Source organism: Vulgatibacter sp., assembly GCF_041687135.1.
In the GTDB taxonomy this organism is placed as follows: domain Bacteria; phylum Myxococcota; class Myxococcia; order Myxococcales; family Vulgatibacteraceae; genus JAWLCN01.
In genome coordinates this window covers 86,782-112,672 of record NZ_JAWLCN010000008.1, presented here as the reverse complement: position 1 = coordinate 112,672, position 25,891 = coordinate 86,782, and the positions used below count along the sequence as shown (strand labels likewise).

Below are 25,891 nucleotides of genomic sequence, written 5' to 3'. Positions count from 1 at the left end.
TATTTGCAACACGGTTGCGATAGACTGCACTTCATGGGCGCTGCAGCTTCCCGCCAGATGACACCCGCCGAGATCCAGGCCCGCGCGGTCTGTGGCGCTCGTCTCCCCGATGGCCGCAAGTGCGGCTGCCGGCCCGTCGAGAACCCGCAGACCGGCTTTCCACGCAACGGTCGCTGCGCCGCTCACGGCGGCTGGAGCACCGGCCCCCGCACCGCAGAAGGACTCGCCCGTGCTGTGACCGCGATGTTCGAGGCGCGAGGGCTGACCCCTCGCAAGTAACCCGACCGCCAGCGGGGCAGGAGTGCCCGCCCGGTCGATGACCCGCCGCAGGAAGCGGCACCGAAGGAGAAGACGATGGCGAAGACGAAGAAGACGATCGAGATCCCCGAGGGGCTGCCCCTCAACCTCGCCGAGGTGCCGCGCTACGCCGCGCAGGTCGCCAAGCAGAAGCAGCTCGAGGGGGACCTCGCCGAGATCGAGCGGCAGATCCGGGAGAAGTGGCAGACCATCTCCGCCGGCCATGGCTCCGACGAAGCTGCAGCTGCTCTCCTCGATGGGGACACCAGCGTCCTCGACCGCGACCTCACCGTCTCCGACAAGGAAGCACGGGCGCAGCTGGACGCGCTGCACGACAAGCGGCGGCTCGTCGAGAAGGCCCTGCAGATGCAGAAGACGCGCATCTCGCAGACGGCCAACGAGGTGTCGCAGGAGATCTGCGGCGCCCTGGCTCCCGGCCATCGGGCGCTCCTGCAGCAGATCGCCGACAAGCTCGCCGAGGTGGCGGAGTTGGTCGACGACGAGCGCCGCTTCCGTGAAGTGCTCCAGGGCGGTGGCGTCCGCGTCGACCTGGCCCTCCCCAACCTGCCGTCGATCACCTCCATCGGTCTGCGCGACAACCAGTCCCGCACCAGCGCATGGCTACGGGAAGCACAGAAGATCGGCCTCGAGGTGACGCCGAAGCTCAAGGCCCCCGGCGTCGGTCCTCTCTCCGGCGGCGATGATCTGCGGGCGAAGGATGCACCGACCCGCCGCAGCACCTTCGCCAGGATCGCTTCCCGCATCGCCGGCAAGCCGGTCGCCGACGAAGGTTGGGGCGCGTGACGAGCGAGCAGAGACGCGCCCCGGTTCGCTGGGGCGCTCTCCCTGCCTACGAACGGCGTAGCCCCCAGGCCACCGCGTCGACGGATGACGCGCTCCTCGTCGGCTACGCCGTGCTCTACGACAGCCCGTCAATCACCCTGCGCCAGTACGACCGCACCTTCCGCGAGATCATCCGCCCCGGCGCTTTCGACGACTCCCTCGCACTGGGGGATCGCATCGAGGTGCGGTGGAACCATGAGCGGCACCGCGTCGTCGGCGACAACCACGGCGGCGGGCTGCGGCTCTTCCCAACCCCCCACGGCATCGCCTTCGCCATCGAGCCATCCCGCTCCTACCTCGGCAGCCGACTTGTCGGCGCCGTGCGCCGCGAAGAGCTGCGGATGAGCTTCCGCTTCCACTGCACCGAGCACGCTTTCGAGCACCGCGGCGGCGAGATGGTGCGCGTGGTGAAGCGCGGACGGCTCGAGGACGTGGCCCCCGTCACATCGCCTGCCTACCCCGACACCTGGATCGCTGCACTCCCTTCGGCCCCCGAGGCAAGCCGAACGGACGCAACGATCCTCGACTGGATCCGGCTTCTCGACATCGAAAACCGAGCGCCTCGCTACTGGAGAACGACATGACCCGCCTGGAATGGACCCCGAACATCCGCAGCACCAAGGTTGAGCGTGCTTCGCACGGCAGCGCTCCCGCCGACGTGATGGAGCGCCACGCGCAGTTCCGCGCGATGGTGGAGAAGCGCGAGGCCGAGGTCGCCCGCTTCGCCGCTCTCGGTGGCGACCCCATCCCCGAGCAGATCCTCGAGATGCGCAGGAAGGCCAAGGCGCTCGGATTCGGCGGTGATCGGTGAATTGGCGCTGGGGCTGTTTCGGTCACGGCGAGGGGATCGATCAGCAGTTCATCCCGCCCGTTGGCCGCACCTTCGAAGTGCCCGAGGGGCCGTACCTGCTCACCGTCGACTGCGGCACCGTCTACCTGCGGATCGGCGACAGCATCGGCCCTGACGATGGCACGCCGCTGACCAGGGGGACGCAGCTGCAGGTCTACGTGCCGACCGCCGAAACGTGGTCGGCTCGCTCTCCGTCCGGCGTGGGCCGGCTCACCCTCACGCGCGAAGCGCCGATCGACTAGGAGGCAACGTGCCGCAGCTGAAACCGATCACCTTCCCCGGCAGCGCCCAGCGACCTCTCCGGTACGCCGTCCGCGATCCCATCGGCGTCGAAAGCGTGGGCGCGCCCGAGCCGCTAGGAATCAACCGCAACCTCGCCTGGCTCCGTGACGTGTACGACGTGACCACCGCAGAGCACGCCACCAGTGGGCACCACGACACCCCGAAGATCGCCCGCGCCATGCTGGTCCTGCGGTGGGATGCCGGCGAGATGGAGTACGTGGTCGATCCCGGCTCCTACCTGCTCGGCACGGTGGGGGCGTCGGTGGCGACGATCACCTCGTCGATCGGATCTCCCGGCGTGATCGAGGTCACGCTCTCGCAGGCCCTCGGCTCCACGCGGCTCGGCATCGCTGGTGCCTCGCTGTGGGCTCCGATCACGGCGTTCGATGGCTCGGCGGCCAAGCTGATCCGCGTCTGCAAGGCGAGCGTCACCACCACCACGAAGCTCGCCGTCAACCGCTACGAAGGCACCACCGCCGCAGGGCTCGCCCTCGCGCACGGTGACTGCGCCTTCCTCGTCTACGAGGGCTGACCCATGAGCGAGATCCCGTACCTTCGAAATGACCGGCAGGTCGACGATCCCTTCACCCCGGACGACGCGAACGCGATCCCTCGGTTCTCGGAAGCCTTCGTCCCCAACTTCCTCGCAGGCCACACCGAGGAGGGCGAGCACCTTCTCCCAGCCCCCGCCGCCTCTGCCTACGTGGAGTGGAACGGCAGCAGCTACACGACCCAATGGGCAGAGGGCTGCAGCGTTTCCCGCGTCGGCGTGGGCCTGCTCAAGGTCACGCTCACCGCTCCGATGCTGGATGACGCGCTCTCCTGGATGGCGGTTGGCCATCCCGATGGAGTCGAGCCGTTCGGCGCCGAGGAGCTCTACAGCCCCGGCGACAAGACGCAGTCGACGACCTACGTGCAGATCTACGACTCGTCGCTCGCCGCGGCGGATGCGTCCTGCCTGATCCAGGTCTGGGGGGTGCGCCTGTGAGTCTTCCCCTGAAGCGCCCGCACCAGCATCTTGGCGTCGACGACGTGATCCCGGTCGAACTGCTCAACCGCGCCCTCGAGCTAACCAGGGACGCACGGGCTCATCTGCTCGCCGAGCACATGGCGCAACCCTCGTTCACCGGCACCCATGACGTGCTAGTCGTGCCTGCGGCGCTTGCCTTCTTCCGTTCGCCGGCAACGGGAAGCGAATCCCTCAACGCGCACACCCTCGAAATCCTCGAGCAGCGTGGCGTTTGGGACGGTAGCCCTTCCTGGCGCGGCGCCTTGCGCGGCTTCCAGGGAACGCTGCAGCCCGCATGGCGACTCCACGGGGCGCAGATCTTCGCCTACGGCACCGATGGATCGATGGCCTTCGGCGGATGGTGCAGGCGGAGCGATGACGACCCGCAGACCTTCACGATGGGCGTCGCAGAGGACCTGTTCGACACCCGGCGCCTGCTCTCCACCAAGTCGATCTTGCTGATCGCCTACGCATCGAGGGCGACGGGCTAGCGGCTAGTCGATGGAGCCCGTGGCGACGATGATGCCCACCACGGCGCCGGCAAGCAGGAGCGTTCCCACGACGCCGCCAGCGATGGCGCTGCCGGTTCGCGTGCTCTGCACCTCGTTCGTATACGCCTGCCGGTAGGCCCACTTCGCTTCCTGCGGGTATTCCTCCGGCGGCTCCGGGGGCGTGACGTTCGAGCTGGATGCAACCACGCCAGCAACGGCGGTGCCCACCAGGCCAAGGAAGAGGCCTGCGACGAAGCCGCCACCGAAGGCCCCGCCGCCCCCTTCGTCGTCACCAGCGTGCCGGCGCGCGGTGGCTATGGGATCGGTCGACCACCGCCGCCCGGAGAAGGGAGCGCTCTCGCCGAGTTCCGGCTGGCGCAGCTGTGTCCCCGGCTTCGGGCGGCACATTTCGACGAGGTAGCCTTCCCCGTCGTATGCCTCGACACAGAGCTCGTCCCCCTTTTCGTAGAACCGTGGGGCCTGCGCCAACGCAGCCCCCGGCGCCAGCATGGAAACCAATACCGCCGACGAGATGATCTTCCGCATTGCCGTCCCCCCCTAGCGCGCCCTCAGCGCGCGAGCACCCTACGAGCATCAGCCACGTCATCCGCGGCGCTCCCGTCGATCACAAGGGCGAGCACCAAGCTGAGCGCGGCGCTTCCGACAAAGAGCCATCCGGCGGTGCTGGAATCGCTTCCGTCATCAGAGATGCCGTCGACCAGCAGCGCCGTGCCGGCAACGCCGCTCGTGATCGCCGACCACTTGAACGCGGCGCTCCAGCTGTACTTCACAGAGGCCCAGCTAAGCGACTCCGCGGCATCAATCGGCGCCGGATTCGGAGAAGCCAACGCCGGTCGAATGCCAAGGTCTACCGCTGCCGGGGAGGATGGCTTCGCCTGGCAGCGCTCCTCGACGACTCCATAGCTGTCGAGCTCCTGTAGGCAGACCTGCCCATCCTTCTCGACTAGGCGCGGGTAGCCATCCTGCGCGGACGCCACACCGGGCGCCAGGAATGATGCCAGTGCCACCGCCGCGATGACCTGCCGCATGCCCCCTCCCAAGGAAGAAAAAGGGAGGAACGCACTGGCAGCAAAATCGCCTTCTTGGCTTACGGAGTCTTGCGCCGTCTTACAGGGTGGCGCTAGGCTGCACGGCAAGTGAATGGGGGAGGGACGATGGCGCTTTCTGGCGACCTCACGGAGCATCGGGTAGACCTTGCCGCTCACCTCGCGTCGAGAGGCAGCTCCGTGGCGGCGAACACCAAATCGAGGACCTACCGGCTCCCCGTTGATCTGTGGGAGCGCATCTGCGCCCTGCGGGAGCAGCGGGAGGCGGAGGTCCGCGAGCAGGTGCCCGAATACCTGCGGGATTCGGTTCGCGTGCAGGAGGTCGACGTGGTGAAGGAGCTCCTGCAGCGCGGCCTCGAGATGGTCGACGCCGAGCAGCAGCGGCCACGCGGCAAGCGCAAATAGCACCCGCCCACCATCCAAGGATTCCCCGGCAGCGCTTCCGCGCAGCTGCCGCGGGAGGACGTGCGCGCGGAGTCACAATGCACGAAGGGCGCCGGGACCCTGGCCGGTCCTGACGCCCTTCTACGACCGCTGCCCTGTCTAGGAGGACGCAGCCATGCCCGAGATCTACCCACAGACCGAGAAGTCCCGCAAGCAGAAGCCCGCCACCACCACCGAGCCGACCGTCGACCAGGCGGCAAGGGATGCCGCGACCGCCCGGTGGGAGAGGGAGCACAAGGTCCAGCACCTCGACGCCTGGGGCGCGAAGCTGGGGATCCGCGTGACCCTCAACGCCCTCTGCGATCAGGACAACTCCTGCCTCGTCCGCACGGCGCCCGATCGCGCGCTGCTGATCTTCTTCACCAAGGGCGACCCCACCCCGGCGCAGACCCGTGCGCTCTACGCGAGCACCGTCAGGTCGCTCCGCCGCGCCGGCATGCTCCCGGCCGAGCGCTTCTTCGCGTGGCACGACTTCCACAGCGCCGCCGCCGAGAAGCGCGAAGCCGAGCGCGCCGCCCGAGAGGCCGAGGAGAAGGCGGCCTCGTAACCCAGGGCGCAACGGCGAACGGCACGGGGGCGGCTTCCGGTGGGGGCCGCCCTTTTTCGTGGCCAGCGGCTGACAACAGGTTTGACAACACCCGCTCTCCGTTCGTCCCGTTCGCTGTCGTCCGTCGTGTCCGCTAAGCGGGCGAAATGACACGGACGAGCACTCTACGGACGGCGCTTCTTCGCATTCCTAAACCGTAGGCCACAGGTTCGAGTCCTGTTGGGGCCACCAGAAAATCCCTCGAAAATTCAGGGTTTGGCGAGAGGGCAGGGGCTTCGGCTCCCGCCCTTTCTGTTTTCGGTGGCTTCCCGACCACGTACGCCTGCACCGCTAGCGACGCACCACCGGCACCGGCAGGTCGGTCGCTTCGAGATCGCCGTACCCTTCGACGCGGTAATACGTCGGCTGCGCGGGGTCATACTGGTACCGCACCAGCCGGTCGTCCCCATGGCGGAGCACGATCTCGGTGGGCAGGAGCGTGCCGCCGCAGAGCGAGGGAAGGATCGGCAGCTGTGCGGCATACGTGCCGCCGCCGAGCGCGAAGATCTGCGGGCTGGCGCTCCGGCGCGTGCCGCCCTCGCACTCCACGGCGATCAGCGCCTCCACCTCGGACGGATCCTCGCTGCCTGCGATCTGCAGGCGGAGCGTGGCGACAGGCGCGCCAGCGTCCTGGTCGAGTGCGACCGCCTGCAGCACCGTGTCGACGGGAGGTGTCTCCCGGCCCCCCACGACCAGGGTGAGATCGCGCAGGCCGCTCGGACCTGCAGGTCCCTCGTAGTAGCCGTCACGGGCCACGTAGCGCGACGTGTTTCCCGCTGCGTCGGTCGCTTCCAACGAGCAGACCTGCAGCTGGCCGGGCGCGGTGAACTGCACCGAAGCCGTCCACTTGCCGTCCTCGGCGACGAACGCCGGGCGGATGGGAGATCCGGTCCCGCAGCGCGGCTCCAGCGTCGCCTCCATCTGCACCACGGCGCTACCGGGATCCTCCCAGCCAACCTGCAGGCCGACGTCTGCGGGAAGCGACTCGACCGCACGTGCGCCGGCGAGCATCCGGAGAACGGGCCCCTGGCGATCAGGACCGGTGCCGGGATGGGTCTCGGAAGCAACCGCCATCCCTGACGCCACGTCCGTGCAGCCGGCGGCGCCGCAGTGCAGCAGCCGGTATTCCTCGCCTGCGGCCACCAGCTCCGCGCGATTTCCGGAGCGGTCTGCAACGCCGATCGTCTCCAGGCGCTGCACGCCCGCTGCCGTGCCTTCCGGCAAGGCGAGCACCACCTCCCACTGCCGGGGCGCGACCTCCTCCAACTCCCCGAACATCGACGCCCCGGTCGGCAGGCGTACGACGGCCCACGCGTTGGCGACACCCGCGCCGCCGTCCGCCGCGGTGACCCGAACCGTTGCCGTCGCTTCGTCGCTCACCAGCGCCGCAGCGGTGATCTCCGGCGGCACTGCATCGGCCTCCCGGAAGGGAAGCTCGAGCAGCGGTGGCTCGAAGGGCACCGGATTGCCGATCTCGAAGCGGAGCGGTGCTCCTGCCGGCAGGCCGTCCGCCAGCGCGAGCGAGCCTTCGTTGCCCGCGGCGTCCACTGCGGCGATCCCGCGGAGGCTCCACACGCCGCCGGCCATCCACTCGGGCGCGAGCGCCACGCCGCGGAAGCGGCAGGTCGCAGCGTCCCACGCCAGCGGCACCTGCACGGGCGGCCGGGTCGGCTCGAGCTCCGGGCCGACCCACGCCTCCAGCAACGTGATCCCGGTGGCGTCGGTGGCGGCGACGTTCACCTCGAAGGAATCGCCGACCAGTCGATGGAGGTGGGCGGCGGCCAGGACCGGAAGGTGGACGTCCGCCTCGTGCTCCGGGCCGAGTGTGCCATCGAGGAAGAAGCACGCTTCCACGCGATCGACCGACGCGGTGCCGAAGCGCACGGCTTCCGCGGGCTCGAGCGAGAGTCGGTACGGAACCTGGACCGAGAGCAGACCTTCGAGGGGGATCCGGCCGATCCCCTCCTGCATCTCGAGAAGGCCATCGAAGAGCAGGGTGCCATCCGCAGCTTCGAGCCGCGCGCGGGACGGCATGGCGGCGGTCGCTCGCACCACCAGCATGGGGGCGGGATCGTCACCGACGTCTCGGAGCGCCGGCTGGACGAGAACCCGCTCGTCCACCCGGGCCTCCTCCAACAGGGACGCCTCGCCGACTTCGATTCCGAGCAGGCGCACCGGCTCGCCGGGTGGCTGCGGCGCGGGCCTGGCTGCAGGGGGGGCTGGATCGGAGCAGGCCGCGAGCAGGGGCAGGATCACCCCGGCCAGATGGTGTCGCATGTGTCGCCTCCACACAGGAAGAGCAGGAGAAGAGCCATCCGGGAGGAGCACGAGCATAGTGCGGAAAGCTGCACCACGAAGCTGCCGGCCGTCGGCCCTGGTGCTCGTTTGGACGTGTCTGGGGCGGAGGCATCGGGTCACGGCGCCCGGCGCAGACCGTGCGAGGATCGCAGATCAGAGGTGCCAGCCCGCCCGGAAGAGCAGCGCCGTCGAAACGTCGACCCGGTCTGCCGGTTCCGTCTCCCAGGCGAAGCGCTGATCGCTCTCCATCGAGGTGAAGATCGCGTCTCCGCTCACCGCGAGACCCACCTCCAGCGATCGCGCCCCCGCCAGCGGGAAGACGGCGACGTCGATACCGGCTCCGGCGTAGGGTCCGCTCGAGCTCCAGGCGAAGAAGTCCGTGCGGTCGATCACCTCGCTGCTCTGGAGCGCGAGGCCGCCGCGTGCGGTGGCGCGCAGCTCGTAGCGCTCCGTCCCGAGGACGGCGAAGCTCGCCCCCGAGCCGACGAGAACCGTCGAGGTGTCGAAACCGATCCAGCGGCTCTGCAGTCTGTCGAGTCCCACCGACGCCGTCCGATAGCGGAGCTCGAGTGGCACGGCCAGCCAGTCGGTGAGATGGAAGGCGGCGCCGAGATCGAACGCGGTGCCGAAGATCACCTCCCCCTCGAGGATCTCGGGCCGCCCGAGCGCCAGGCTCGCGCCCGCTGCCGTGTGGAGCGAAACGAGCGATGTCGCGGGGGCTCCTGTGGCCAGGCCCTCCGGCGAAGGCGCCGCGGCGTTCGCGGCGAGGGGAGCCAGTAGCGGCACGACCGCCGCGAGACATGCTTTGCGATTCATTGTTCCTCCCTGCACGGCCGCCCGGGACACACCCCGGGTGCTGCCGCATGGACCTCCGCCGGCGAACCGGCGGACCCGGAACTTCGTCGTGCCGCGCGTCAGCTCCCGTTGCCGCAGTCGATGATGTAGACGGGGAACTTGAGAAAATTCGTCGGCGTCTCGTCGTCGGACACGGTGAAGGTCACCCGGTAGGTCCCGAGAACCACCGACGAGTCGAGCAGCGCCGAGAAATGGCAGACCGAGCCGTCCGGAGCGTGGGGCCCCGTCGTCTCCTGCAGAATGAGGCTCGCAGCAGCCGCTCCGTCGGTGACGGACCAGTTCACGGACAGGTCGTCGCAGTCCGTGTCGGAATCCTTCACGTTGATGGTGACCCAGACGTCTTCCTCGTACTGGCAGATGTTCTTGTTCGTGTACGCACCGCCCTCGGTCTCGAATTGGACCGAGTCGAACGAGGGCTGGTTCCAGCTGGTGACGATCACGTCCAGGCCGCCGCCGTCGTCGGAACAGAAGAGCTTGACGTCGAGCTCGACGGTCTTGCGAGGCTCGACGAGAATCTTGTAGTGGTCCTTCTCCGAGCGGCAATTCGGATCCTGCGACTGCACCTTGACTTCGTAGACACCAGGCGGCAGCACCACCAGCTCGTCGCAGAAGGCCTGCCCGTCGAGCAGGTGATCCTTCTCCATGCACTCGATCAAATAGAAGTCGTCCGGCTCGAAGACGTTGCGGATGACGATGGTCGAATCGACGCCCTCGCCCTTCATCGCGAAGTGCAGCTCACCCGCGTCGCCGCCACTCGAGAACGCTTCCGCGGAGCTGCTGGATGTTCCGCTGCACGCCGACAGCAGCGCGGCCACCGCGACCAGCGCGGATACTCCCGTACGCTTGTGCATGATTTTCCCCCGATTGCTTTCACCGATCCGTGACCGGGCCGGAAGCCCGTGTGCAACGAGCGGGCCGCGATCGGCGGGCTTGTGGCGCCCGGAGATCACGCGAGGGCTGGGAACGGCGCCTCCGCATGTGGAACCTCCGGTTCCACGGGTGATGAAGCAGATTCCCCGCGCTCCCCCGCCGGGCTACCAAACCCAGGATGCCCGATCCAGTGCGTCGGTAGACACGTTCTCAATCGGGCGAGCGAAGTACCCATCCCTCCCACGCCGATGCCCATGGCGACCAGGCGAGCGAGCGCTTTCGGCCAGCTGGCGGGCGGTCCACTCGTTGCACGAGGGCTCGCTCGCCCGGTTGCCGGGATGATGCATCACGAAGTGGGGGATTCTCGGATGAAGAATGTATGGATGGGTTGCGCGCTCGTCGCGCTGGCTGGGGTGGTGTCTGCTTGCGGCTCGTCCTCCGACACGTCGGATGGAACGGGCGTGTTCGGGGAGGAAGCGGGCAACGTGCACCTGGCGCTGGACGGCTACCTGGACGGCAACCTCGCCGTGATCGCGATCCAGAACGTCTTCGATCGGGACGAGTCGTACCTGATCGACTGCAAGAAGAAGGATCACAAGCTGAACGGCAGCACGTTCTGCGACGAGCTCGTCGTGCTGCCGCCGGGGGTCTACGAGGTTCGGGTCCAGTCGCCCGATCCCGACTGTGAGTCGGAGAAGGATCATTACAAGGCCCTCGTCGAGCCCAAGAAGACCACGGAGATCAAGGTCAAGCTGGTCTGCGGCGAAGACAACGGCGCGCTGGACACCATCGTCAAGGAGGATCACCGGCCCACGATCAAGGACATCAAGTTCTGGTTCGAGTACACCTACGAACCTGCGAACAAGTTCATCTGCAAGGACGACACGAACGTGGTGATCGCCGCGGTGTTGTCGGACGAGGATACGCGCTGCGAGGACCTCGAGGTCGAGTGGCAGTCGAGGAATCCCTACCTCTCGATCGGCCACTTCATGCCGCCCTACAAGGTGGAAGGAAAGTGCATCGCCACGGCCACCGTCGATGCGTACTACTCGTACGTGGGCGACTACTGGCTGACGATCCACGTTCGCGACGACGGCGCCTACGATCAGCACACCTCGAAGCTCAGCATCCCGATCCACATCATCGACTGCGACGATTACCCGGCGCCGTACTAGTCGCTGCCGAGGCAATCGTGTTGGTCCGTGCCCGCCCGGTTCGCCGGGGGGCACTGCCGTCGGTGGGGCGAGTCCCGACCCGACCCACGGTCCACGGAAACACGGGGCGTCCCTGGCGTGAGCGGGGGCGCTGGCGAGGGCTCCATCGGCGACGCAGCCTGCCCGGCACGGAGGTCGGCCATGCTCGCACGTACGCTCGCCCTGCTTGCGGTCCTCGTTCCCCTCGCGGCCCACGGCGATCCGCCGGGGGATCGCCCCGGCGGGCCGGATCCCCTCGGCCCCTTCTCCCTTCGCGTCGGGCTCGGCGGCGGCTTCAGCGACCTCGGCGTCGCGGGCCGCGCCGCGCTGGAGGGCGAGGCCTGGCTCGACTCGCGCTGGGGCCTCGGCGGCACCCTCGCCGCCAGCGCCGCCGGCGAGACCACCTGGAACGAGCCGGGCCTGACCGCCTACAACTTCCGCAGCGCCTTCCTGGCGATCCCCGAGGGTGTGCTCGCCCTCGGCACGGAGCGATCGCGCTTCCTCCTCCGCGGCGGCCTCGGCCTCGCCCGCTACGAGTGGTACCAGGTCGGCTGCGAGGTGGCTGCGTGTCCGTCCGTCCCTGCTGGCGGCTTCGACGGCGTGGCGTCCGTTGCAGGTGGCTACCTGCTCACGCCCGCGCCGTTGGCGCTCTCCTTCCAGCTGCGCGGGGAGCGGCTCCTCTCGTCGGGAGGCTGGGCCACCACCCTCGACGTGGCGGTGGGGTGGAGCGGGCCGTGAGGCGCGATCAAGTCGCGCCGCTGCAGAGGGCGGCGAGGCCCGCCGCAGCAGCGGTGAGCAGGATCGCCAGGCCCCACGCCCGCAGACCCGAACGTGCCAGGAAGAGCACGCAGATCGCTGCGGGCCAGAGCACGAAGAACGCGAAGAAGCCCAGCATGAAGCGGAGCTCGAGGCCGAAGGGCAGGAGCTGCACCATGGCGACGCTCGTCGCCAGCGCCGCGGGCAGGCTGCCCAGGAGCGCAGCGGTGGTGCGGCCGAGGCCGTGATCGGTTGCGAGGTTCATCGCGCGAGCTCCAGGGCGACGGCGACCAGGGCCATGCAACCCGTGGCGACCGGGGCCACCAGCGGATGGAGCGGCACGGCGAGGGCGTAGGCGCTCGCCACCAGCGAGAGGCCGAGCAGGTATTGGACGATTCCGACGAAGGCGCCTCCTGGCCCGAAGAACCAGCGCGCCGACACCGCCACGAGCACGAGGCCCGCGAGGCGCACCGCCTGCACCGGCAGGCGCGCCGGCGCTGCAGAGCGCGCGAGGGCGACGCCGACGAAGAGGAGGGCGAGTCCGGTGGCGAGCTCCACTTCAGCTCTCCTGCAGCGCGAGCGCCGGGGCCCGCGACGGAACGTGGATTCGCGTGGCGATCCAGGTCGAAAGCAATGCGAGCCCCGCCAGGGCGACGTTCATCCCGGCTGCCTCCCAGCGCACGCCTGCAGCCAGATCGAGCAGCACGGCGGCGCCGAAGAGCAGGCCGGTCGTGGCGAGCAGATCGCGCACGATCCGGCGCGGCGCGAGGGGCGCGAAGGCGTAGACCGCTGCGGCGAGCCACGTGCCGAAGATGGCGACGTTCTCCCAGCCCACCCGCCAGGCGAGGTCGGGCGGGAGCAGCCGGCTCGCTGCGAAGAGGGCGGCGGTGCCGAGCGGAAGGCCGGCGCCGGTGCCGACGACGAGGCGGAGGAGGATGTGGTTGAAGGCGGTGGCGTGCCGGGCCTCGCGGCGGGCGAGCCAGACGGCAAAGCCGCTGAGGATGGTGACGCAGCCGCCGAGCGCGAGGAAGGCGTGCACGAGGCGCAGGGCCATGCCGCCGTAACTCACGAAGTGGAGGCCGTAGATCGCGGCGGTGGTGCGTGCGCCTGGACCGCGCTCGGAGGGGACGGTCGCCGCGAGGACCTCGCCGTCCCTGGCACGGAGCAGCACCGTGGCATAGCCGAAGGGCTCCCCCTCGACGTGGGAGCCGTAGAGGTTCACCACTTCATTGGCGTCGCCGGGGTGCTGGAAGCGCATCCACTCCGGCACGAGCCCCGGGATCGCGCCCTTCGCCTTCTCGACGAGCTCGTCGTAGGGCAGGCGGGGGCCCTTCGCACCAGCAGGCTCGACGTCGGCGTGGACGAAGCCGAGCAGCTCCTCGCCTGCGTCGTGATCGCCGCCGAAGCTCGCGGCGGCATGGGCCTCGAGGAGCAGCGGGCCCAGGCAGATCGCCGCGCCGGTGAGCCCGAAGATGAGCAGGAAGGGGAGTCCGACGGTGCCGAGCACCTTGTGGGCGTCGGTCCAGACGATCTTCGCCGCCTTCGTCGGGCGGAAGCGCAGCAGCTGCGAGGGGATGTTCCGCCAGTGGATCACCGTGCCGGTGACGACGGCCAGCACCAGCGCCATGCCGACGAAGCCGGAGAGGTAGAAGCCGAAGGGCAGCTGGTAGAGGAAGTGGAGGTGCCAGAGGATGCGCTCGACGGCGGTGCGTTCGGGCTCGGCAGCGCCGGTCGCGCCGTCGATGGTGAAGGGCGCCCGCGCTCCTGCAGCGCGGGTCTGGCCGCCGATCACCGAGGTGCCGCCGTCGCCCAGCTCGAAGACCCAGGCGACGTCGTCGTTGGAGGCGAGGAGCGGCGCGACCACCTCCTCCACCGACTGGCGTGACGCCTGCCGCGTCGGCTCCGCCCACGTACGCAGCTCGCTGCGGAAGAGGACGAAGGCCCCGGTGAAGAACATCACGTAGAGGAGGAGGCCCGCGACGACGCCGACCCAGGCGTGGACGTCCCAGAGGATCCGATGGGCGCGGTTGGCGGGGCTGGCCATCTCGTTCGTTCTCCGGTGAGGCGAAGGCCCGATGGCGCCACCACGGGCGTCACCGGGCGAGGGGCGCTTCAGCGCACGCGCACGATGTCGAGGACGAAGCCGCCCAGCGAGAGGCCGGGCTGCGGCTGGCCGCCACCCAGGTCGACGAGGGTCGTCTCGGAGTAATCGGCCGCGGTCTGGCTGATGTAGAAGCCCGTGTCGGTGCTCACGGTGAAGCTGCTGTAGGCGCCGGGCGAGCCGGGGACCTGCACCGGCTCGGCGAGGGTCTCCACCTGCATGTGCCACCAGGTCCAGTCGGCGGCGTACCACTCGCCGTAGGTCGAGCCGGGGGCGGTGGGGGCCGTGTCGAGATCGACCACCTGCGCCCAGACCTCGCCGTCGGCGGTGAGGGCCGCTGCGGTGGCGGCGGTGCCGGCGGGCAGGGCGTCCGAGAGGCTGCCCACGAATTCGGCGTCGAAGCCGGTGCTGCCGGGGAGGATGCGGAGGAAGCAATCCTGCTGCCCGCCCTCGTCGGGATAGACCTGGTGGCCGAAGCCGTTGATCACGCCGCTGAAGAAGTAGAGCGTGCCGTCGACGTTGCCGGCGGTCTCCATGCCGCGGCAGCGCGTCTCCTCGGTGACGGTCACCTCGTCGGTGGTGGTGTCGATGCGCACGAGGGCCGAGCCGGCGGCGACGCGATCGTAAGTGGTGCTGCTCCAGCCGACGGTGAAGAAGGCCTCGCCGTCGCGGGCGGCCCAGTCGCCGAGGCTGGTCACCCAGCCTTCGCGGAGCAGCGTCCGCGGCAGCTCGATCGTCTTCTCGACGATCATCTCCGTGGGGTTCCAGACGATGATCTGCGCCTCGTTGGAGTCCTTGTAGTAGGCCTTGGTGGCGCTGACGAAGTGGACCGCCTGCGCGCCGAGGGAACGCACGCCCTTCGACCGGAGCGAGATCTTCGCCCCCTCTAGGAAGGAGCCGTCCTCGGTCATCTCGTAGCGGGTGATGCTGAGATCCTCGGCGTTGGCGATGGCGAAGAAGCCGAGCCCCTCCTGCGCGTAGAGGCGCGGCCTGCCCATCAGCTCGAGCGAGTGGCCGTAGTCGAGGGAGCCGTCCTCGAGGCGATTGACGAGGGTGAAGTAGTTGGCGCGCTCGTCGGTGCCCTGGACCGCGGAGTGGATCAGGTAGACGGCGCCTTCGCCGATGGGCGGCGTCGAATCGTCGGCGATCTCGGTGGCGCAGCCGCCGAGGGCGGCTGCCAGGAGGACGAGCGGGAGGTGCTTCTTCATCTGCGTTGCTCCGTTGCAGGCAAGGGGCGCGGCGGTGGGGGCGCCGCGCGGTGGCTAGAATTCGGCGGTGGTCTTGAAGTGGAACGAGCGTCCCGGCCGCTGCAGGCCGAAGAAGTCGAAGGTCGCCGCGTCGGTGAGGTTCTGGACCTCGGCGCCGAAGCTGAGCGCGGCGAGATCGGTGTCGACCCGCTGGGTCGCGGTCACGGCGTGCAGCAGCTGGGAGGGGACGATGTCCTTGTATTCGAGGGCGCCGTCGCTCTCCCAGTTGCGGAAGAACTCGTGCACGTAGCGGCTCTGCCAGGCCAGCGAGAGGTCGCCGCTGCCGAGGGTGTCGCGCACGTCGAAACGCACCGCGAGGTTGGCGAAGAGCCACGGCCGGCCTTGGAGACGATCGCCGGCGTTGCGGGCGAAGGGGCCCTCCGCCGCGGTATTTCGCATGTCGACCCAGGTGGCGTTGGCGTCGACGGCGACCAGCCCGTCCGGCGAGGTCCAGCCTGCGGCTGCCTCCACACCGAGGGAGCGCACCCCCTCGACGTTGCGGTTGATGTAGCCGTTGTCGTCGCCCACCAGAAAGATGAGCTGGTCGGCGAGACGGAGGAAGCCGTTGACGTCGAAGCGGACCTGGCCGGCGAGGGTGGGGGCGTCGACCGTCGCGCCGAGGTTGAAGTTGTGGCTGCGCTCGGGCTCGAGGGCGAGGTTGGGCTCGACGAGGACGCCGTTGCCGAAGAGCTCGTCGGGCCGGGGGAGACGCGTCGCCAGCTCGTAGGAGGTCTTGGCCTGGACCACATCGTGGAAGCGGTAGCGGAGCGCGTCGCCGAAGCCGAAGCCGTGGGTGTCCCGGTCCTGCCTGCGGAAGACGTCGCCGGGCAGCGGCTCCTCGGAGCGGAGCACCTGCAGGTAGCTCTTGACGAAGGTGATGTTCTCGAGCCGGTCGTCGAAGAGGTCCACTTCGTATTCGAGGCCGCCGACGTGAACGAGCATGTCGCGACGGGCGCCGAGCGGATCGCGTTCGCCGGGGAGCTGCCGGCGCTCTTCGCCGCTGCGGGTGACGAGGGTGGGAGCGAGTGAGAAGCGGAGGGCGTGGTCGGGGGCGATTTCCCAGGCGAGGTTGACGCGGCCGAAGACGCTGTCGGTCTCCTGCACCTGGTCGCGGGCACGGGACTCGACTTCGCCGGGCGTCGAGTCGGGCCGGACGCAGTTGCCCTCCCAGTCGTAGATACAGGTTCCCACGTCGAGGAGGTGGGTGCGATCGCGGGTGTAGCCGGCGAGCGCGTGCAGCGTGGTGTCGGCACCGAGGTCGTGCTCGTAGCGGAGGGTCAGGCCGCCGTTGAGCTGGCCGTACGTCGCATCGCCATAGGGGATGCGCATCACCAGGTTGTGCTGCAGCTCCTTGTCCAGGCCGGCGAGGAAGCCCTGCAGCGAGAGGCGGCGCGCCCAGGCGCGGTCGGCGAAACCGATCTCCACCCCGCCGCCGGCGCCGAGGTAGGCGTCGTGGAAGCGGTCGACTTCGGTGGGCTCGAGGACCCGCGAGGTCTCGGGATCCTCCGGCTCCACGGTGATCGTGTAGTCGTTCTCCGCCCGATCGAAGAAGGCGGAGGCCCTGGCGAAGAAGCCGCTCGTCTCGTCGAGGTGGCTGCCGCCCAGGGCGACGCGGTGGGTCCCGAAGGAGCCGAGCTGGTAGGAGGCGAAGCCGTGGGTGCCTTCGCGCTCCCGCCGCGTGACCAGGTTCACCGCGCCACCGAGGGCGTCGGCGCCGAAGCGGATCGGCACCACGCCCCGGTAGATCTCGACCCGCTCCACCAGGTTGACCGGCACGTTGGAGATGCCGAAGGGCTGCCCCGCGAGCTCGAGCGGGATGCCGTCGAGGAAGAAGCGGATCTGATCGTCGGTGTAGCCGGCGAGCGAGAAGCGGGTGCCCGAGCCGAGGCCGCCGCCGCGGCGCACGCCGACGCCCTCGGTCCGAGCGAGGACCTCGCCGAGATCGGCGGACTCCGTGTGCTCGCCCTCGAGCTCGAGGACCTGCACGGCCTCCGCCGAGCGACGGAGCTCCTCCGCCTCCGACCTGCGGCGCACGACGACCTCGAGCGGCACCTCGCCGTCCCCGGCAGGTGCCGCCGTCGGGGCAGGGCGCGGGGGGGCCTCGAGGCGGAAGTCGTGGGAGAAGAGGATCCGCGAGGCGATCGGGGTCTCGCCCCGCAGCGCCGGCGAGAAGCGCATCTCGCCGGCGGCTGCGGCGGCTGCCACGTCGAAGCCGTGGCCCGCACCTTCCACGACCTCGGCATCGACGACGTGGCCTTCCTGGTCGATGGTGAGCCGCAGCACCACCCGCGCCTCGAGCCCGGCGGCGAGCGCTTCCGGCGGGTACGCCGGCTCAGCTGGGGTGACGATCTGCGGAGCGGTGAGGCCGGCGCCGGCTGCCCAGGTGGAGGGGGCGGCGAGAAGGATCGCTGCCACCAGCGCCGACCGGATGCTGCGGCGAGACGCGCGGCGGACCCACGTCGTGCGTTCGTCGGAGCGGCGGGAGGAGGGCACGGGGTGCAGCAGCATGATGATCCGAATTTAGAAAATGAGAATCGATGTCAAAGTCAACCGTGGCGCATTCCGCCACGAAAGCGAGGTTGCGGTCAAGGGGAACGTTGCGGCCGAGCGCACGCGCCACGCCACCGACCGGCGCTGCAACCTGGCAGCGCCGCTGCCGGTGCGGCCTCGCGCCAGCGCCGACGCCCGGCGTGTAGGTCGTTGTCGTCTTCACGGAGAGTCCGAGATGCGCATACATCAGCTCCCTCGACGTGGCCGAAGAGAGATGCAAATTCGACACCTGTGCCGTCTTTGTCCTGGGGGCGGCCGGCCGCGCGGCCGCCCCACGATCGAGAGGAGGATGTTTTGAGCGCATTCGCGAAGCAGCTTCGACGCCAGCTCGACGAGCCCATCTACAACGCGATCCTGAAGCGGCCCGTCGGCACCGGTGATCTCGACTACGAGCGTTATCTCCGCACGCCGGAGCTGCTCACGCTGCAGACGAGCCGCGACGAGCTGGTCGCCCCCGAGGAGCTGATGTTCCAGGTGGTCCACCAGACCCAGGAGCTCTGGCTCAAGCTGGTCGCGCACGAGGGCGCCGCGGTGGTGGAAGCGCTCGACGCCGACGCGCTCTGGCAGGCCTCGGAAGCGCTCTCCCGCTCCTGCCGGATCTTCACCTCGCTGCACGCCTCGATGCAGGTGCTGGAGACCCTCACCCCCGACGCCTACCAGGTGATCCGCCGCAGCCTGGGCAACGGCAGCGGCCAGGAATCGCCGGGTTTCAACGCCGTCCGCCTCGTGGGCGAGGCGCTCGCAGCAGCGCTCGACCGCCTCCTCGAGCGCCGGCACCTGCCGATCGCCGAGGCCTACGCGCCGGGCAACGACGACGTGAAGCGCATCTGCGAGCAGCTCGTCGATTTCGACGAGGGCTACCAGAACTGGCTGGTGCTCCACTACCAGCTCGTGCGGCGCACCATCGGCGTGGGCAAGCAGATCCGCGCCCTCGACGGCGTCTCCACCCAGGTGCTGGTGGGGCGGATGACGCAGCCGCTGCTGCCGCGGCTCTGGGAGCTGCGCGGCGAACTCACCGCATCGTGGGATCGCGCGGGCGGCCATGCGCCTGGCGCGCAGCGCCGGAGCGAGGCGTCGTGAGCCTGGCAGCGCTCCGCGCCGAATTTCCGATCCTCGAGCGCACGGTCTACCTGAACAGCAACTCCACCGGCGCCTTCCCCCGCGGGATGGACGCGGTGCTCGCCCGCTACGCGGAGACACTGCGCGACTGGCGGGACGAGCATTGGGAGGGCTGGTGGCGGGAGTTGCAGCGCTACCACGCCGGCCTCGAGGAGCTCCTCGGCGCCGCACCGGGAACGGTGGTGACCGACGGCAGCGTCTCGACCCTGCTCGGTCGCGTCGCGTCCTGCTTCTCGTACGAAGGCGCGCGGCGGCGCGTGATCACCACCGACCTCGAGTTTCCCACCGTGCCGTTCATCTGGGAGTCGTTCCGGCGCTACGGCGCCGAGCCGGAGGTGGTGGCGACGGGGGAGGAGCCCGAGGCAGCGATCGAGGCGGTGCTGGACGAACGGGTGCTCGCGGTCTGCGTCACCCACGCCAGCTTCCGCACCGGCAGGCTCCTCGATCTGCGGCGCATCGTGCGGGCAGCCCGCCGTGTCGGGGCGCTGGTGATCGTCGACGCCTACCAGACGGTGGGCGCGCTGCCGGTCGACGTGCGTGATCTCCAGCCCGACTTCCTGCTGGGCGGGGCGCACAAATGGCTCTGTGGCGCGGTGGAGAGCGCGTTCCTCTACGTGCGTCCGGAGCTCCTGCCCACGCTGGAGCCAGCAGCCACCGGCTGGATGGCCGGGAGCGATCCCTTCTCCTTCGAGACGCCACGGGGCCGTGCCCCTTCCGCGCTCCGCTTCGCCGCCGGAACCCCTGCGGTGCTGCCCGCGATGCTCTCACGGGTCGGCCTCGATCTCGTCCGCAGCGCAGGCAGCGAGGCGATCCGCGACCACTCGCTCCGTCTCACCGGGCGCATCCTCGAGTGGGCGGATGCTGCGGGGATCGAGAGCCCGACGCCGCGAGCGCCGGCGCAGCGCGGCGGAATCGTGGCCCTCCACTTCGCCGGCGATCGGCAGGCCGCCGCGGCGCTGGTACGGGAGGGCTTCGTCTGCAGCTGGCGCGGCGCGCTGCGGGTGGCGCCGCATTTCTACAACACCGCGGAGGAGGTGGAGCGCTTCCTCGCAGCACTCGCCCGCGTGCGAAGGGAGGCCGCATGAGCGCGATCCGGCTCGATCCCGCCTCGCTCCTCCACCTGCTCTGGAACGGATCGAAGGCGATCGAGGTGGTCCAGGCAGCGAGCGACCTCGGCGTCCTGGCCGCACTCGAGGCAGGTGAGTTTCGCCTGGGCGAGCTCGCCGCGCGCCTCGAGCTGCAGCCGCTGCGGCTCTACAAATTGCTCGACTGCCTGGAGAGCCTCCAGCTGGCGGTGCGTACGGAGGACGGCGAGACGCTGGAGGCGACCCGCTACCGCGGTGTCGACGGCGTGCGCGCCGCGGCGGAGCGCGTCCTCGGTCCGGCCTCGATCGAGCGCGACCGGGACCGCCAACCGTGGCGGCAGATCGAGGGGCGCCTGCCGGCGCTGCTGCGCGGCACCGACGCCGTCTCCCGGGCGTGCTTCGACTGGCCACCGGCGTCGGAGGCGCAGGTCGCCTCGTTCGAGCGGAGCATGACCGCAGGCCTCGGGCCCTTCCGGGAGAGCTTTCGCCTCAACGGCGCGGCGATCTTCGGCGGCGCGCAGCGCTGGCTCGACGTGGGCGGTGGGGATGGGACGCTGGCGGCGTCCGTGCTCGGAGAGCAGGGATCGCTTGGCGCCGACGTCTTCAACCTGCCTGCGGTGGCGCCGCTGGTGGAGGCGGTGCGCCGGGAGAGCGGGGTAGGGGAGCGCCTGGGCTTCGTCGGCGGCGACTTCCTCGCGGCGCCGCTACCTGCAGGCTACGACGTGCTCTCCTTCGTGCGCGTGCTCCACGACTGGCCGACCGAGGTGGCGCTGCGGCTCCTCGCCGCTGCGCGGGAGGCCTTGCGGCCCGGCGCCCGCATCGCGATTTGCGAGGAGTTCCGCACGCCGGCGCGCCTCGCGACCCAATTCTTCTGGAGCTATTTCCTCGTGGGGGTGGACAGCTGCGTGAGCAGGCTGCGCGAAGCCTCCTTCTACGTGGACGCGCTCGATCGCCTCGGCTTCGACGCGATCCGCGTGCTGCCAGGGCCGGTGGAGATCGTCACCGGCGTGCGGAGGTAGTCGGGGCGGGGGGAGGGCAGGGGAGCCTGCCCTCCTGCCCTCGCCGGCCGAGCGGGCGCCGCCGGGTTCAGTCTTCGTCCTGCGCCTCGGCCTCCAGCACGATCCGGTCGGCGAGCCGGGTCGCGCCGGCGAGAACGTTGCGCAGCTCGCGCGCCTGATCGCGGCAGCGTTCCAGCTCGGCCTGCAGGCGCTGCACTTCGCGGCGCACGTGTTCGAAGGCCCTGGCGGCCAGGGGGCCGCCGGCCTCCGCGAGGCGGGCCAGTTCCCGGAAGTCGACGTCGTTCACCGCGGGGCTCCGTTCCGCTGCGGATGCCGCACCTTCGCCAGGGCCCCCTGCGTGGCGGCGCCCCCCTCTCTTGCACGCCTTTCGTCGGTCATTGCCTCCCCCCTTCTCCACGCGCGAGATAACGCAGACGGCCCGGTTCTCGCGATGTGGACAATTGTCGCCGCTCTGCCACCCCACCGGCGGTGGAACGCAGGGTGCCGGTCACCCGGGGCGACGCCGGAGGACCTGGCGGCGAGTCCGCTGGCGTCGTCGCTTTTCCTCGGCTTCGGCGTGCGCCACCTCGTACGCTGGCCCGCTCTGCATGCGCTCGCTGGACCGGGCCGTGGCCAGCGACGGGGAAGGGAAGATGATGCAGCAGCAGACCGACCTGGCCATCGAGGCGCGCGGCCTCGTGAAGCGCTACGGCAGCAACCGCGCGGTCGACGGCATCGATCTCGAGGTGCGGCGCGGCACCATCTTCGGCCTGCTCGGCCCCAACGGCGCGGGCAAGACGACGCTCGTGCGGCTGCTCTCGACGCTGCTGCGGCCCGACGGCGGCAGCGCCAGGATTCTCGGCATCGACCTGGTCGCGGAGCCGGAGCTGGTGCGCCGCCAGATCAGCCTCACCGGCCAATTCGCCTCGGTGGACGAAGATCTGGCGGGCACCGAGAATCTCGTGCTGCTGGCGCGGCTGCTCGGCTTTTCCCGGGCTGCGGCGCGGGAGCGGGCGCGGGAGCTCCTGCGAGCCTTCGACCTGGCGGATGCCTCCGATCGGCAGGTGAAGGGCTATTCCGGCGGCATGCGGCGTCGCCTCGACATCGCCGCGAGCCTCATCCGCAGGCCCGAGCTGCTCTTTCTCGACGAGCCGACGACGGGGCTCGATCCGCGCAGCCGGGCGCAGGTGTGGGCGACGATCCGGGAGATGGTCGCCGAGGGGACGACGGTGCTCCTCACCACCCAATACCTCGACGAGGCGGACCAGCTCGCCGACCGCATCGCCGTCGTCGACCACGGGCGGGTGATCGCGGAGGGCACGAGCGCCGAGCTCAAGGCCTCGGTGGGCAGCGGCGTGCTCCACGTGCGCCTGGGCGATCCCGCGCAGCGGGAGGCGGCGCGGGTGCTGCTGGTGGAGCAGCTCGGCGCATGTTTTCCCTCGGCGGTAGATCCGCGGGCGCTGTCGGCGAAACTCGCCGATCCCGCCCGTGCGGCGCCGGCGCTCGCCGCGTTGCAGCGGGCGGGGATCGTCCTCTCGGACTTCTCGCTGGGGCGGCCCAGCCTCGACGAGGTCTTCTTCACCCTGACGGGCCACGCCGCTGTCGAGAACGGCGAGGAGGCAGGAGGAGACGATGCGGCGGTCGGGTGAGGTGCGGGCGCGGGCGGTGGCGAACTCGCTCACCTTCGCCTGGCGTACGCTCCTCAAGATCAAGCACATGCCGGAGCAGCTCTTCGACGTGGTGGTGACGCCGATCATGTTCACCGTCGTCTTCACCTACCTCTTCGGCGGCGCCCTCGCGGGATCGACGGACGCGTACCTGCAGTTCCTGCTGCCGGGCATCCTCGTGCAGACGGTGATGTTCACCGCCGTCTACACCGGCTTCACGCTCAACGGCGATCTCGGCAAGGGGGTCTACGACCGCTTCCGTTCGTTGCCGATCTGGAAGTCGGCGCCGATCCTGGGCGCGATGCTCGGTGACGTGATCCGGTTCAGCATCTCCTCGCTGATCGTGGTCGCGATCGGTCTGATCATGGGGTACCGGGCGGCGAGCGGCGCGGTGGGAATCGCTGCGAGTCTCGTGTTGCTCAACGTCTTCGCCTTCGGGATCGGATGGATCTTCGTCACCCTGGCGCTGGTGGTGCGGACGCCGTCCACGGTGATGACGCTGAGCTGGCTGGTGCTGATGCCGCTCACGTTCGTCTCGAACATCTACGTCGACCCCGCGACGATGCCCGGTTGGCTGCAGGCCTTCGTGGCGATCAACCCGGTGACGCTGATCGTCTCGGCGATCCGGGGCGTGCTGGCTGGCGAGGTGACGGCGGGCGCCGTGGGGCTGGCCCTGCTCGCGCCTGCGTGCGTCACGGCGCTCTTCGCGCCGGCGACGATGTGGCTCTACGGGCGAAAGCGTTGAAGAGACCTCGGGGAATGCCCCGGCGTCTCCACCCCGGCAGGGGCGGTGTTTCCGCGGAAACAGCCCCGAGCGGGCTGTAGGGGCGCAGCGAGCCGCCCGGTTGTGGCAGCCAAATCGGCGTGTTTCTGCGGAAACACGCACGCGGTCGGGTCGCATCGTCGCGCGGCTTCATGGGCGCGACCACCAGCACAGGCCGGCGAAACGCCCATCTCGCAGAGCGAAGCGGAGCGGCTGCGCCGCATGGCGGAGCGGCGCAGGGAGCTGGACCGCCTCGAGGCCGAGATCGCCACCACCGCTGCGTACGAGGCGGCGCTGCTCCACCGGCAGCTCGAGGCGATCCGTGCGTTCGACGAGCTCGAGGGCTGGGCCGATCACGGCAGGAGCAGGGCTGCCGCCTGGCTCAGCTGGCGCGCGTCGGGCTGAACCCCCTCGTCGCCAGGGAGCGGGTCCGGGTGGCCAGGGCGCTCGGCCGGCTGCCGCTGATGAGCGAGGCGCTGCGAAGCGGGAAGATCAGCTACTCGAAGGCCAGGGCGATGACCCGGGTGGCGACGCCGGAGAATGCCACCACTGGTACGTGCACGAGGGCGGCTGCAGCGTGGCCACGGAGGACGGCCGCTTCGTCTTCTACGACCCGCGGGGACGGCGGATCGAGAATGCGCCCCCGCTCCTCACCGACGGCGAACCCGGCGCGGCGCTCCTCGCCTGGCTCGAGGAGCACGGCCCGGGGCCCGGGATCTCGCTGCCGATCCCGGCGCGCAACGCCGGCGATCGGGCGGACTGGAGCATCAGCATCGACGGGCTCGCCTATGCCACCTTCGGCTGGGACGTGATCCGCGGCAAGGCGCCGGTGGTGCCCCGGATGCCTGGCCCTGACGGCAGGCCGCCGCCGGGAGGTGGCGATGTGTGAGCGGCTCGTCCTGCGTGCGGCCCTGCCGGCGGCGCCTCGCGTCGCCGCCCTCGGCTCATCTCGTGTGCACCCTGCATGGCGGCGCAGGCGGTCGCCGGCCATGACGCGACAGGAGCGCCGCGACGGCCAGCAGTCCGAGGCCGGTGAGGTCGCTGCCACCGGCAGCGCAGCCCGTGTCGTCCTGGGACGGGGGGGCGCCAGCACCGCCGCCGCCACCCGGTTCCGGGACGAACCGGCGCAGCGCCGCGGTGGGATCGACGATGCCGTAGCCGTAGATCGCATCGTGGCCCGTCTCGTCGGGGGCCGCGTAGGGGGCCGGCCGCAGGGTGGCGAGGAGCGCCTCGTCGATTTCCGTGGCGGTGGCGTCGGGCGCGGCGCTGGCGAGCAGACCCGCCACACCGGCGACCACCGGGCAGGCGGAGGAGGTGCCGCCGAAGAGCGACGTGTAATCGCCTGCGTCGCCGCCATCCGCTCCCGAGACGTCAGTCGTGAGGGTGCCTGCAGGCGCCACCAGATCGACTGGCGCACCGCCGTTGGTGAAGGCGGTCGACTCGTCGTAGGTGTTGATCGCGCCCACGCCGAGCACGCCCTCGACGCCGAGGAGCTCCCACGCCTCCACGGTGCGGCCGTCGTTTCCGGCAGCAAAAGCGACCACGGCGCCTCGGCCACCGCGCGCGTTCGCGTGCACCTCGCGGATCGCATCGGCGAGCAGCGCAGGAGCGGGGATCGCCTCGACGTAGCCCCAGCTGTTGGAGACCACGGCCGCGCCGATCTCGTGCGCAAAGGCGAAGGCGGCGACGGAGACGGAGACCGGCTGCGGCAGTCCGTCGTGGCGGAGCATCCGCACGCAGCTCACCCTGCATTGCGGACAGGCCCCTGCGATACCGATCCCGTTGTCGGCTGCAGCGCCGATGATGCCCGCGCAGGCGGTGCCATGTTCGTTGCCGCTGGCGCCGGGGACGTGGGAGGGATCGTCGTCGTCGTCGACGACGTCGCGACCGGGCTCGTATTTTCCGGCGAGGTCGGGGTGGGCAGGATCACATCCGTTGTCGACGACGACGACTGTCACCTCTGGCGAGCCGGTGGTGATCTCCCAGGCGTCGGTGATGCCGATCCGCTCGAAGTACCACTGGCCGGAGAAGCGCGGGTCGTCCGGCGGCTGCGCGCCCCACTGGCGCAGGGGAAACGCGAGATCGGGATAGGCCGCCACGCCGGTTCCGGCGAGGGCGGCGGCGATCTCGAGCCCGTCGGCGCCGGCCTTGCGCACCATCCAGAGATCGAGCGACGGAAAGAGGAGGCGGACGGGAACGAGGCCGAGCTTTCGCAGCTCCGCCTCGGTGCCGCGCACCAGCGCCTCCGGGCCGACGGTCGCGCTGGCGCTGGCATCGAGGGCCGGCCATCGCAGCTGCACCGCGCTGCGGCCGGTGGGAGGATCGAAGGCGCCGCGGGTGGCGAGGACGTCGCGATCGCCATCCCGGAAGAAGATCGGCTGCGTCGGAGCAGGGAGCTCGCCGCTGCCTCCTCCGTGGACCAGCAGGTCCGGGGAGAGCGGCGCGTCACCTGCGGTCCGGGGCACGGCGGCGGTACCGGCGAGCAGCAACGATGCGAGCAGGAGGTTCATGCGCCCAGTT

Annotated in this window: 31 protein-coding genes; 19 read left to right on the top strand and 12 right to left on the bottom strand. The window is 70.1% G+C overall.

Annotated features, from left to right (window positions below; translation table 11 throughout):
* The first annotated feature begins 33 nt into the window (after positions 1–33).
* The 8 genes from ACESMR_RS17565 to ACESMR_RS17530 all read left to right on the top strand — a co-directional run bounded on the left by ACESMR_RS17565 (position 34) and on the right by ACESMR_RS17530 (position 3,772).
* Positions 34–279 (top strand): HGGxSTG domain-containing protein, encoded by a 246-nt coding sequence (locus ACESMR_RS17565; RefSeq protein ID WP_373048413.1) that lies wholly within the window; start codon positions 34–36, stop codon positions 277–279.
* A gap of 75 nt (positions 280–354) precedes the next feature.
* Positions 355–1,101, top strand: coding sequence for a hypothetical protein (locus tag ACESMR_RS17560; RefSeq protein ID WP_373048412.1), 747 nt, complete (start codon positions 355–357; stop codon positions 1,099–1,101).
* The gene (locus tag ACESMR_RS17555; RefSeq protein WP_373048411.1) at positions 1,098–1,724 is read left to right on the top strand and encodes an HK97 family phage prohead protease; all 627 of its coding nucleotides are present in this window, start codon (positions 1,098–1,100) and stop codon (positions 1,722–1,724) included. Before ACESMR_RS17560 ends, ACESMR_RS17555 begins: the two co-directional genes overlap by 4 nt.
* Positions 1,721–1,951 carry a hypothetical protein gene (locus ACESMR_RS17550; protein ID WP_373048410.1) on the top strand — a complete coding sequence of 77 codons (231 nt, stop codon included), beginning with the start codon at positions 1,721–1,723 and terminating at the stop codon, positions 1,949–1,951. Before ACESMR_RS17555 ends, ACESMR_RS17550 begins: the two co-directional genes overlap by 4 nt.
* Complete coding sequence (locus tag ACESMR_RS17545) at positions 1,948–2,232, top strand: hypothetical protein (RefSeq protein ID WP_373048409.1); 285 nt, start codon at positions 1,948–1,950, stop codon at positions 2,230–2,232. Before ACESMR_RS17550 ends, ACESMR_RS17545 begins: the two co-directional genes overlap by 4 nt.
* An 8-nt stretch (positions 2,233–2,240) precedes the next feature.
* On the top strand, positions 2,241–2,804 hold the full coding sequence (locus tag ACESMR_RS17540; protein ID WP_373048408.1) for a hypothetical protein: 564 nt from the start codon (positions 2,241–2,243) through the stop codon (positions 2,802–2,804).
* A gap of 3 nt (positions 2,805–2,807) precedes the next feature.
* A complete protein-coding gene (locus tag ACESMR_RS17535; protein WP_373048407.1) occupies positions 2,808–3,260 on the top strand; it encodes a hypothetical protein in 453 nt (150 codons plus the stop codon).
* The gene (locus tag ACESMR_RS17530) at positions 3,257–3,772 is read left to right on the top strand and encodes a hypothetical protein (protein ID WP_373048406.1); all 516 of its coding nucleotides are present in this window, start codon (positions 3,257–3,259) and stop codon (positions 3,770–3,772) included. The genes ACESMR_RS17535 and ACESMR_RS17530 overlap by 4 nt, the downstream gene beginning before the upstream one ends.
* Before the next feature lie 3 nt (positions 3,773–3,775).
* Here ACESMR_RS17530 and ACESMR_RS17525 read toward each other — a convergent pair whose 3' ends face one another.
* Together ACESMR_RS17525 and ACESMR_RS17520 are read right to left on the bottom strand one after the other, a co-directional pair.
* On the bottom strand, positions 3,776–4,318 hold the full coding sequence (locus ACESMR_RS17525) for a hypothetical protein (RefSeq protein ID WP_373048405.1): 543 nt from the start codon (positions 4,316–4,318) through the stop codon (positions 3,776–3,778).
* Between the two features lie 23 nt (positions 4,319–4,341).
* Positions 4,342–4,821, bottom strand: a complete 480-nt coding sequence (locus tag ACESMR_RS17520; protein WP_373048404.1) for a hypothetical protein — start codon at positions 4,819–4,821, stop codon at positions 4,342–4,344.
* Positions 4,822–5,019: 198 nt separating this feature from the next.
* Here ACESMR_RS17520 and ACESMR_RS17515 point away from each other — a divergent pair, with 198 nt between their 5' ends.
* Positions 5,020–5,244, top strand: coding sequence for a hypothetical protein (locus ACESMR_RS17515; RefSeq protein ID WP_373048403.1), 225 nt, complete (start codon positions 5,020–5,022; stop codon positions 5,242–5,244).
* Between the two features lie 154 nt (positions 5,245–5,398).
* Positions 5,399–5,830: a hypothetical protein gene (locus ACESMR_RS17510; protein ID WP_373048402.1), complete on the top strand. Its 432-nt coding sequence runs from the start codon at positions 5,399–5,401 to the stop codon at positions 5,828–5,830.
* 330 nt (positions 5,831–6,160) lie between these two features.
* On the opposite strand, the gene ACESMR_RS17505 is transcribed toward ACESMR_RS17510, so the two are convergent.
* The 3 genes from ACESMR_RS17505 to ACESMR_RS17495 all read right to left on the bottom strand — a co-directional run bounded on the left by ACESMR_RS17505 (position 6,161) and on the right by ACESMR_RS17495 (position 9,873).
* Positions 6,161–8,146 (bottom strand): hypothetical protein, encoded by a 1,986-nt coding sequence (locus ACESMR_RS17505; RefSeq protein ID WP_373048401.1) that lies wholly within the window; start codon positions 8,144–8,146, stop codon positions 6,161–6,163.
* Between the two features lie 174 nt (positions 8,147–8,320).
* On the bottom strand, positions 8,321–8,983 hold the full coding sequence (locus ACESMR_RS17500) for a hypothetical protein (protein ID WP_373048400.1): 663 nt from the start codon (positions 8,981–8,983) through the stop codon (positions 8,321–8,323).
* A gap of 98 nt (positions 8,984–9,081) precedes the next feature.
* Entirely contained in the window at positions 9,082–9,873 is a 792-nt protein-coding gene (locus ACESMR_RS17495; RefSeq protein ID WP_373048399.1) for a hypothetical protein, read from the bottom strand.
* A 480-nt stretch (positions 9,874–10,353) separates the two neighbouring features.
* Between ACESMR_RS17495 and ACESMR_RS17490 the strand changes: the two genes are divergently transcribed.
* Together ACESMR_RS17490 and ACESMR_RS17485 are read left to right on the top strand one after the other, a co-directional pair.
* Complete coding sequence (locus tag ACESMR_RS17490; RefSeq protein ID WP_373048398.1) at positions 10,354–11,067, top strand: hypothetical protein; 714 nt, start codon at positions 10,354–10,356, stop codon at positions 11,065–11,067.
* A 180-nt stretch (positions 11,068–11,247) separates the two neighbouring features.
* Positions 11,248–11,823, top strand: a complete 576-nt coding sequence (locus ACESMR_RS17485; RefSeq protein WP_373048397.1) for a hypothetical protein — start codon at positions 11,248–11,250, stop codon at positions 11,821–11,823.
* A gap of 7 nt (positions 11,824–11,830) precedes the next feature.
* On the opposite strand, the gene ACESMR_RS17480 is transcribed toward ACESMR_RS17485, so the two are convergent.
* From ACESMR_RS17480 to mxcH, 5 genes are all read right to left on the bottom strand, one after another.
* Positions 11,831–12,106 (bottom strand): hypothetical protein, encoded by a 276-nt coding sequence (locus ACESMR_RS17480; protein WP_373048396.1) that lies wholly within the window; start codon positions 12,104–12,106, stop codon positions 11,831–11,833.
* A complete protein-coding gene (locus ACESMR_RS17475; protein ID WP_373048395.1) occupies positions 12,103–12,399 on the bottom strand; it encodes a hypothetical protein in 297 nt (98 codons plus the stop codon). Before ACESMR_RS17475 ends, ACESMR_RS17480 begins: the two co-directional genes overlap by 4 nt.
* A 1-nt stretch (position 12,400) precedes the next feature.
* Positions 12,401–13,885 carry a PepSY-associated TM helix domain-containing protein gene (locus ACESMR_RS17470; RefSeq protein WP_373048394.1) on the bottom strand — a complete coding sequence of 495 codons (1,485 nt, stop codon included), beginning with the start codon at positions 13,883–13,885 and terminating at the stop codon, positions 12,401–12,403.
* A 68-nt stretch (positions 13,886–13,953) separates the two neighbouring features.
* Complete coding sequence (locus tag ACESMR_RS17465) at positions 13,954–15,150, bottom strand: MxcI (RefSeq protein ID WP_373048393.1); 1,197 nt, start codon at positions 15,148–15,150, stop codon at positions 13,954–13,956.
* Between the two features lie 54 nt (positions 15,151–15,204).
* Positions 15,205–17,604, bottom strand: a complete 2,400-nt coding sequence (gene mxcH, locus ACESMR_RS17460) for a TonB-dependent siderophore myxochelin receptor MxcH (RefSeq protein WP_373048392.1) — start codon at positions 17,602–17,604, stop codon at positions 15,205–15,207.
* A gap of 429 nt (positions 17,605–18,033) precedes the next feature.
* Between mxcH and ACESMR_RS17455 the strand changes: the two genes are divergently transcribed.
* The 3 genes from ACESMR_RS17455 to ACESMR_RS17445 are packed head-to-tail and all read left to right on the top strand — an operon-like array spanning position 18,034 to position 20,962.
* A complete protein-coding gene (locus ACESMR_RS17455) occupies positions 18,034–18,819 on the top strand; it encodes a tryptophan 2,3-dioxygenase family protein (protein WP_373048391.1) in 786 nt (261 codons plus the stop codon).
* Positions 18,816–19,943 carry an aminotransferase class V-fold PLP-dependent enzyme gene (locus tag ACESMR_RS17450; protein WP_373048390.1) on the top strand — a complete coding sequence of 376 codons (1,128 nt, stop codon included), beginning with the start codon at positions 18,816–18,818 and terminating at the stop codon, positions 19,941–19,943. Before ACESMR_RS17455 ends, ACESMR_RS17450 begins: the two co-directional genes overlap by 4 nt.
* Positions 19,940–20,962, top strand: coding sequence for a methyltransferase (locus tag ACESMR_RS17445; protein WP_373048389.1), 1,023 nt, complete (start codon positions 19,940–19,942; stop codon positions 20,960–20,962). The genes ACESMR_RS17450 and ACESMR_RS17445 overlap by 4 nt, the downstream gene beginning before the upstream one ends.
* A 67-nt stretch (positions 20,963–21,029) precedes the next feature.
* On the opposite strand, the gene ACESMR_RS17440 is transcribed toward ACESMR_RS17445, so the two are convergent.
* Positions 21,030–21,248 (bottom strand): hypothetical protein, encoded by a 219-nt coding sequence (locus ACESMR_RS17440; protein ID WP_373048388.1) that lies wholly within the window; start codon positions 21,246–21,248, stop codon positions 21,030–21,032.
* Between the two features lie 346 nt (positions 21,249–21,594).
* On the opposite strand from ACESMR_RS17440, the gene ACESMR_RS17435 reads away from it, so the two are divergent.
* The 4 genes from ACESMR_RS17435 to ACESMR_RS17420 all read left to right on the top strand — a co-directional run bounded on the left by ACESMR_RS17435 (position 21,595) and on the right by ACESMR_RS17420 (position 24,260).
* On the top strand, positions 21,595–22,590 hold the full coding sequence (locus ACESMR_RS17435; protein WP_373048387.1) for an ATP-binding cassette domain-containing protein: 996 nt from the start codon (positions 21,595–21,597) through the stop codon (positions 22,588–22,590).
* Positions 22,574–23,353 (top strand): ABC transporter permease, encoded by a 780-nt coding sequence (locus tag ACESMR_RS17430; protein WP_373048386.1) that lies wholly within the window; start codon positions 22,574–22,576, stop codon positions 23,351–23,353. Before ACESMR_RS17435 ends, ACESMR_RS17430 begins: the two co-directional genes overlap by 17 nt.
* A 240-nt stretch (positions 23,354–23,593) precedes the next feature.
* Positions 23,594–23,776, top strand: a complete 183-nt coding sequence (locus ACESMR_RS17425; protein ID WP_373048385.1) for a hypothetical protein — start codon at positions 23,594–23,596, stop codon at positions 23,774–23,776.
* Between the two features lie 172 nt (positions 23,777–23,948).
* Positions 23,949–24,260 (top strand): hypothetical protein, encoded by a 312-nt coding sequence (locus ACESMR_RS17420; protein WP_373048384.1) that lies wholly within the window; start codon positions 23,949–23,951, stop codon positions 24,258–24,260.
* Between the two features lie 55 nt (positions 24,261–24,315).
* Here ACESMR_RS17420 and ACESMR_RS17415 read toward each other — a convergent pair whose 3' ends face one another.
* Positions 24,316–25,881 carry a S8 family serine peptidase gene (locus ACESMR_RS17415; RefSeq protein ID WP_373048383.1) on the bottom strand — a complete coding sequence of 522 codons (1,566 nt, stop codon included), beginning with the start codon at positions 25,879–25,881 and terminating at the stop codon, positions 24,316–24,318.
* Positions 25,882–25,891 lie beyond the last annotated feature (10 nt).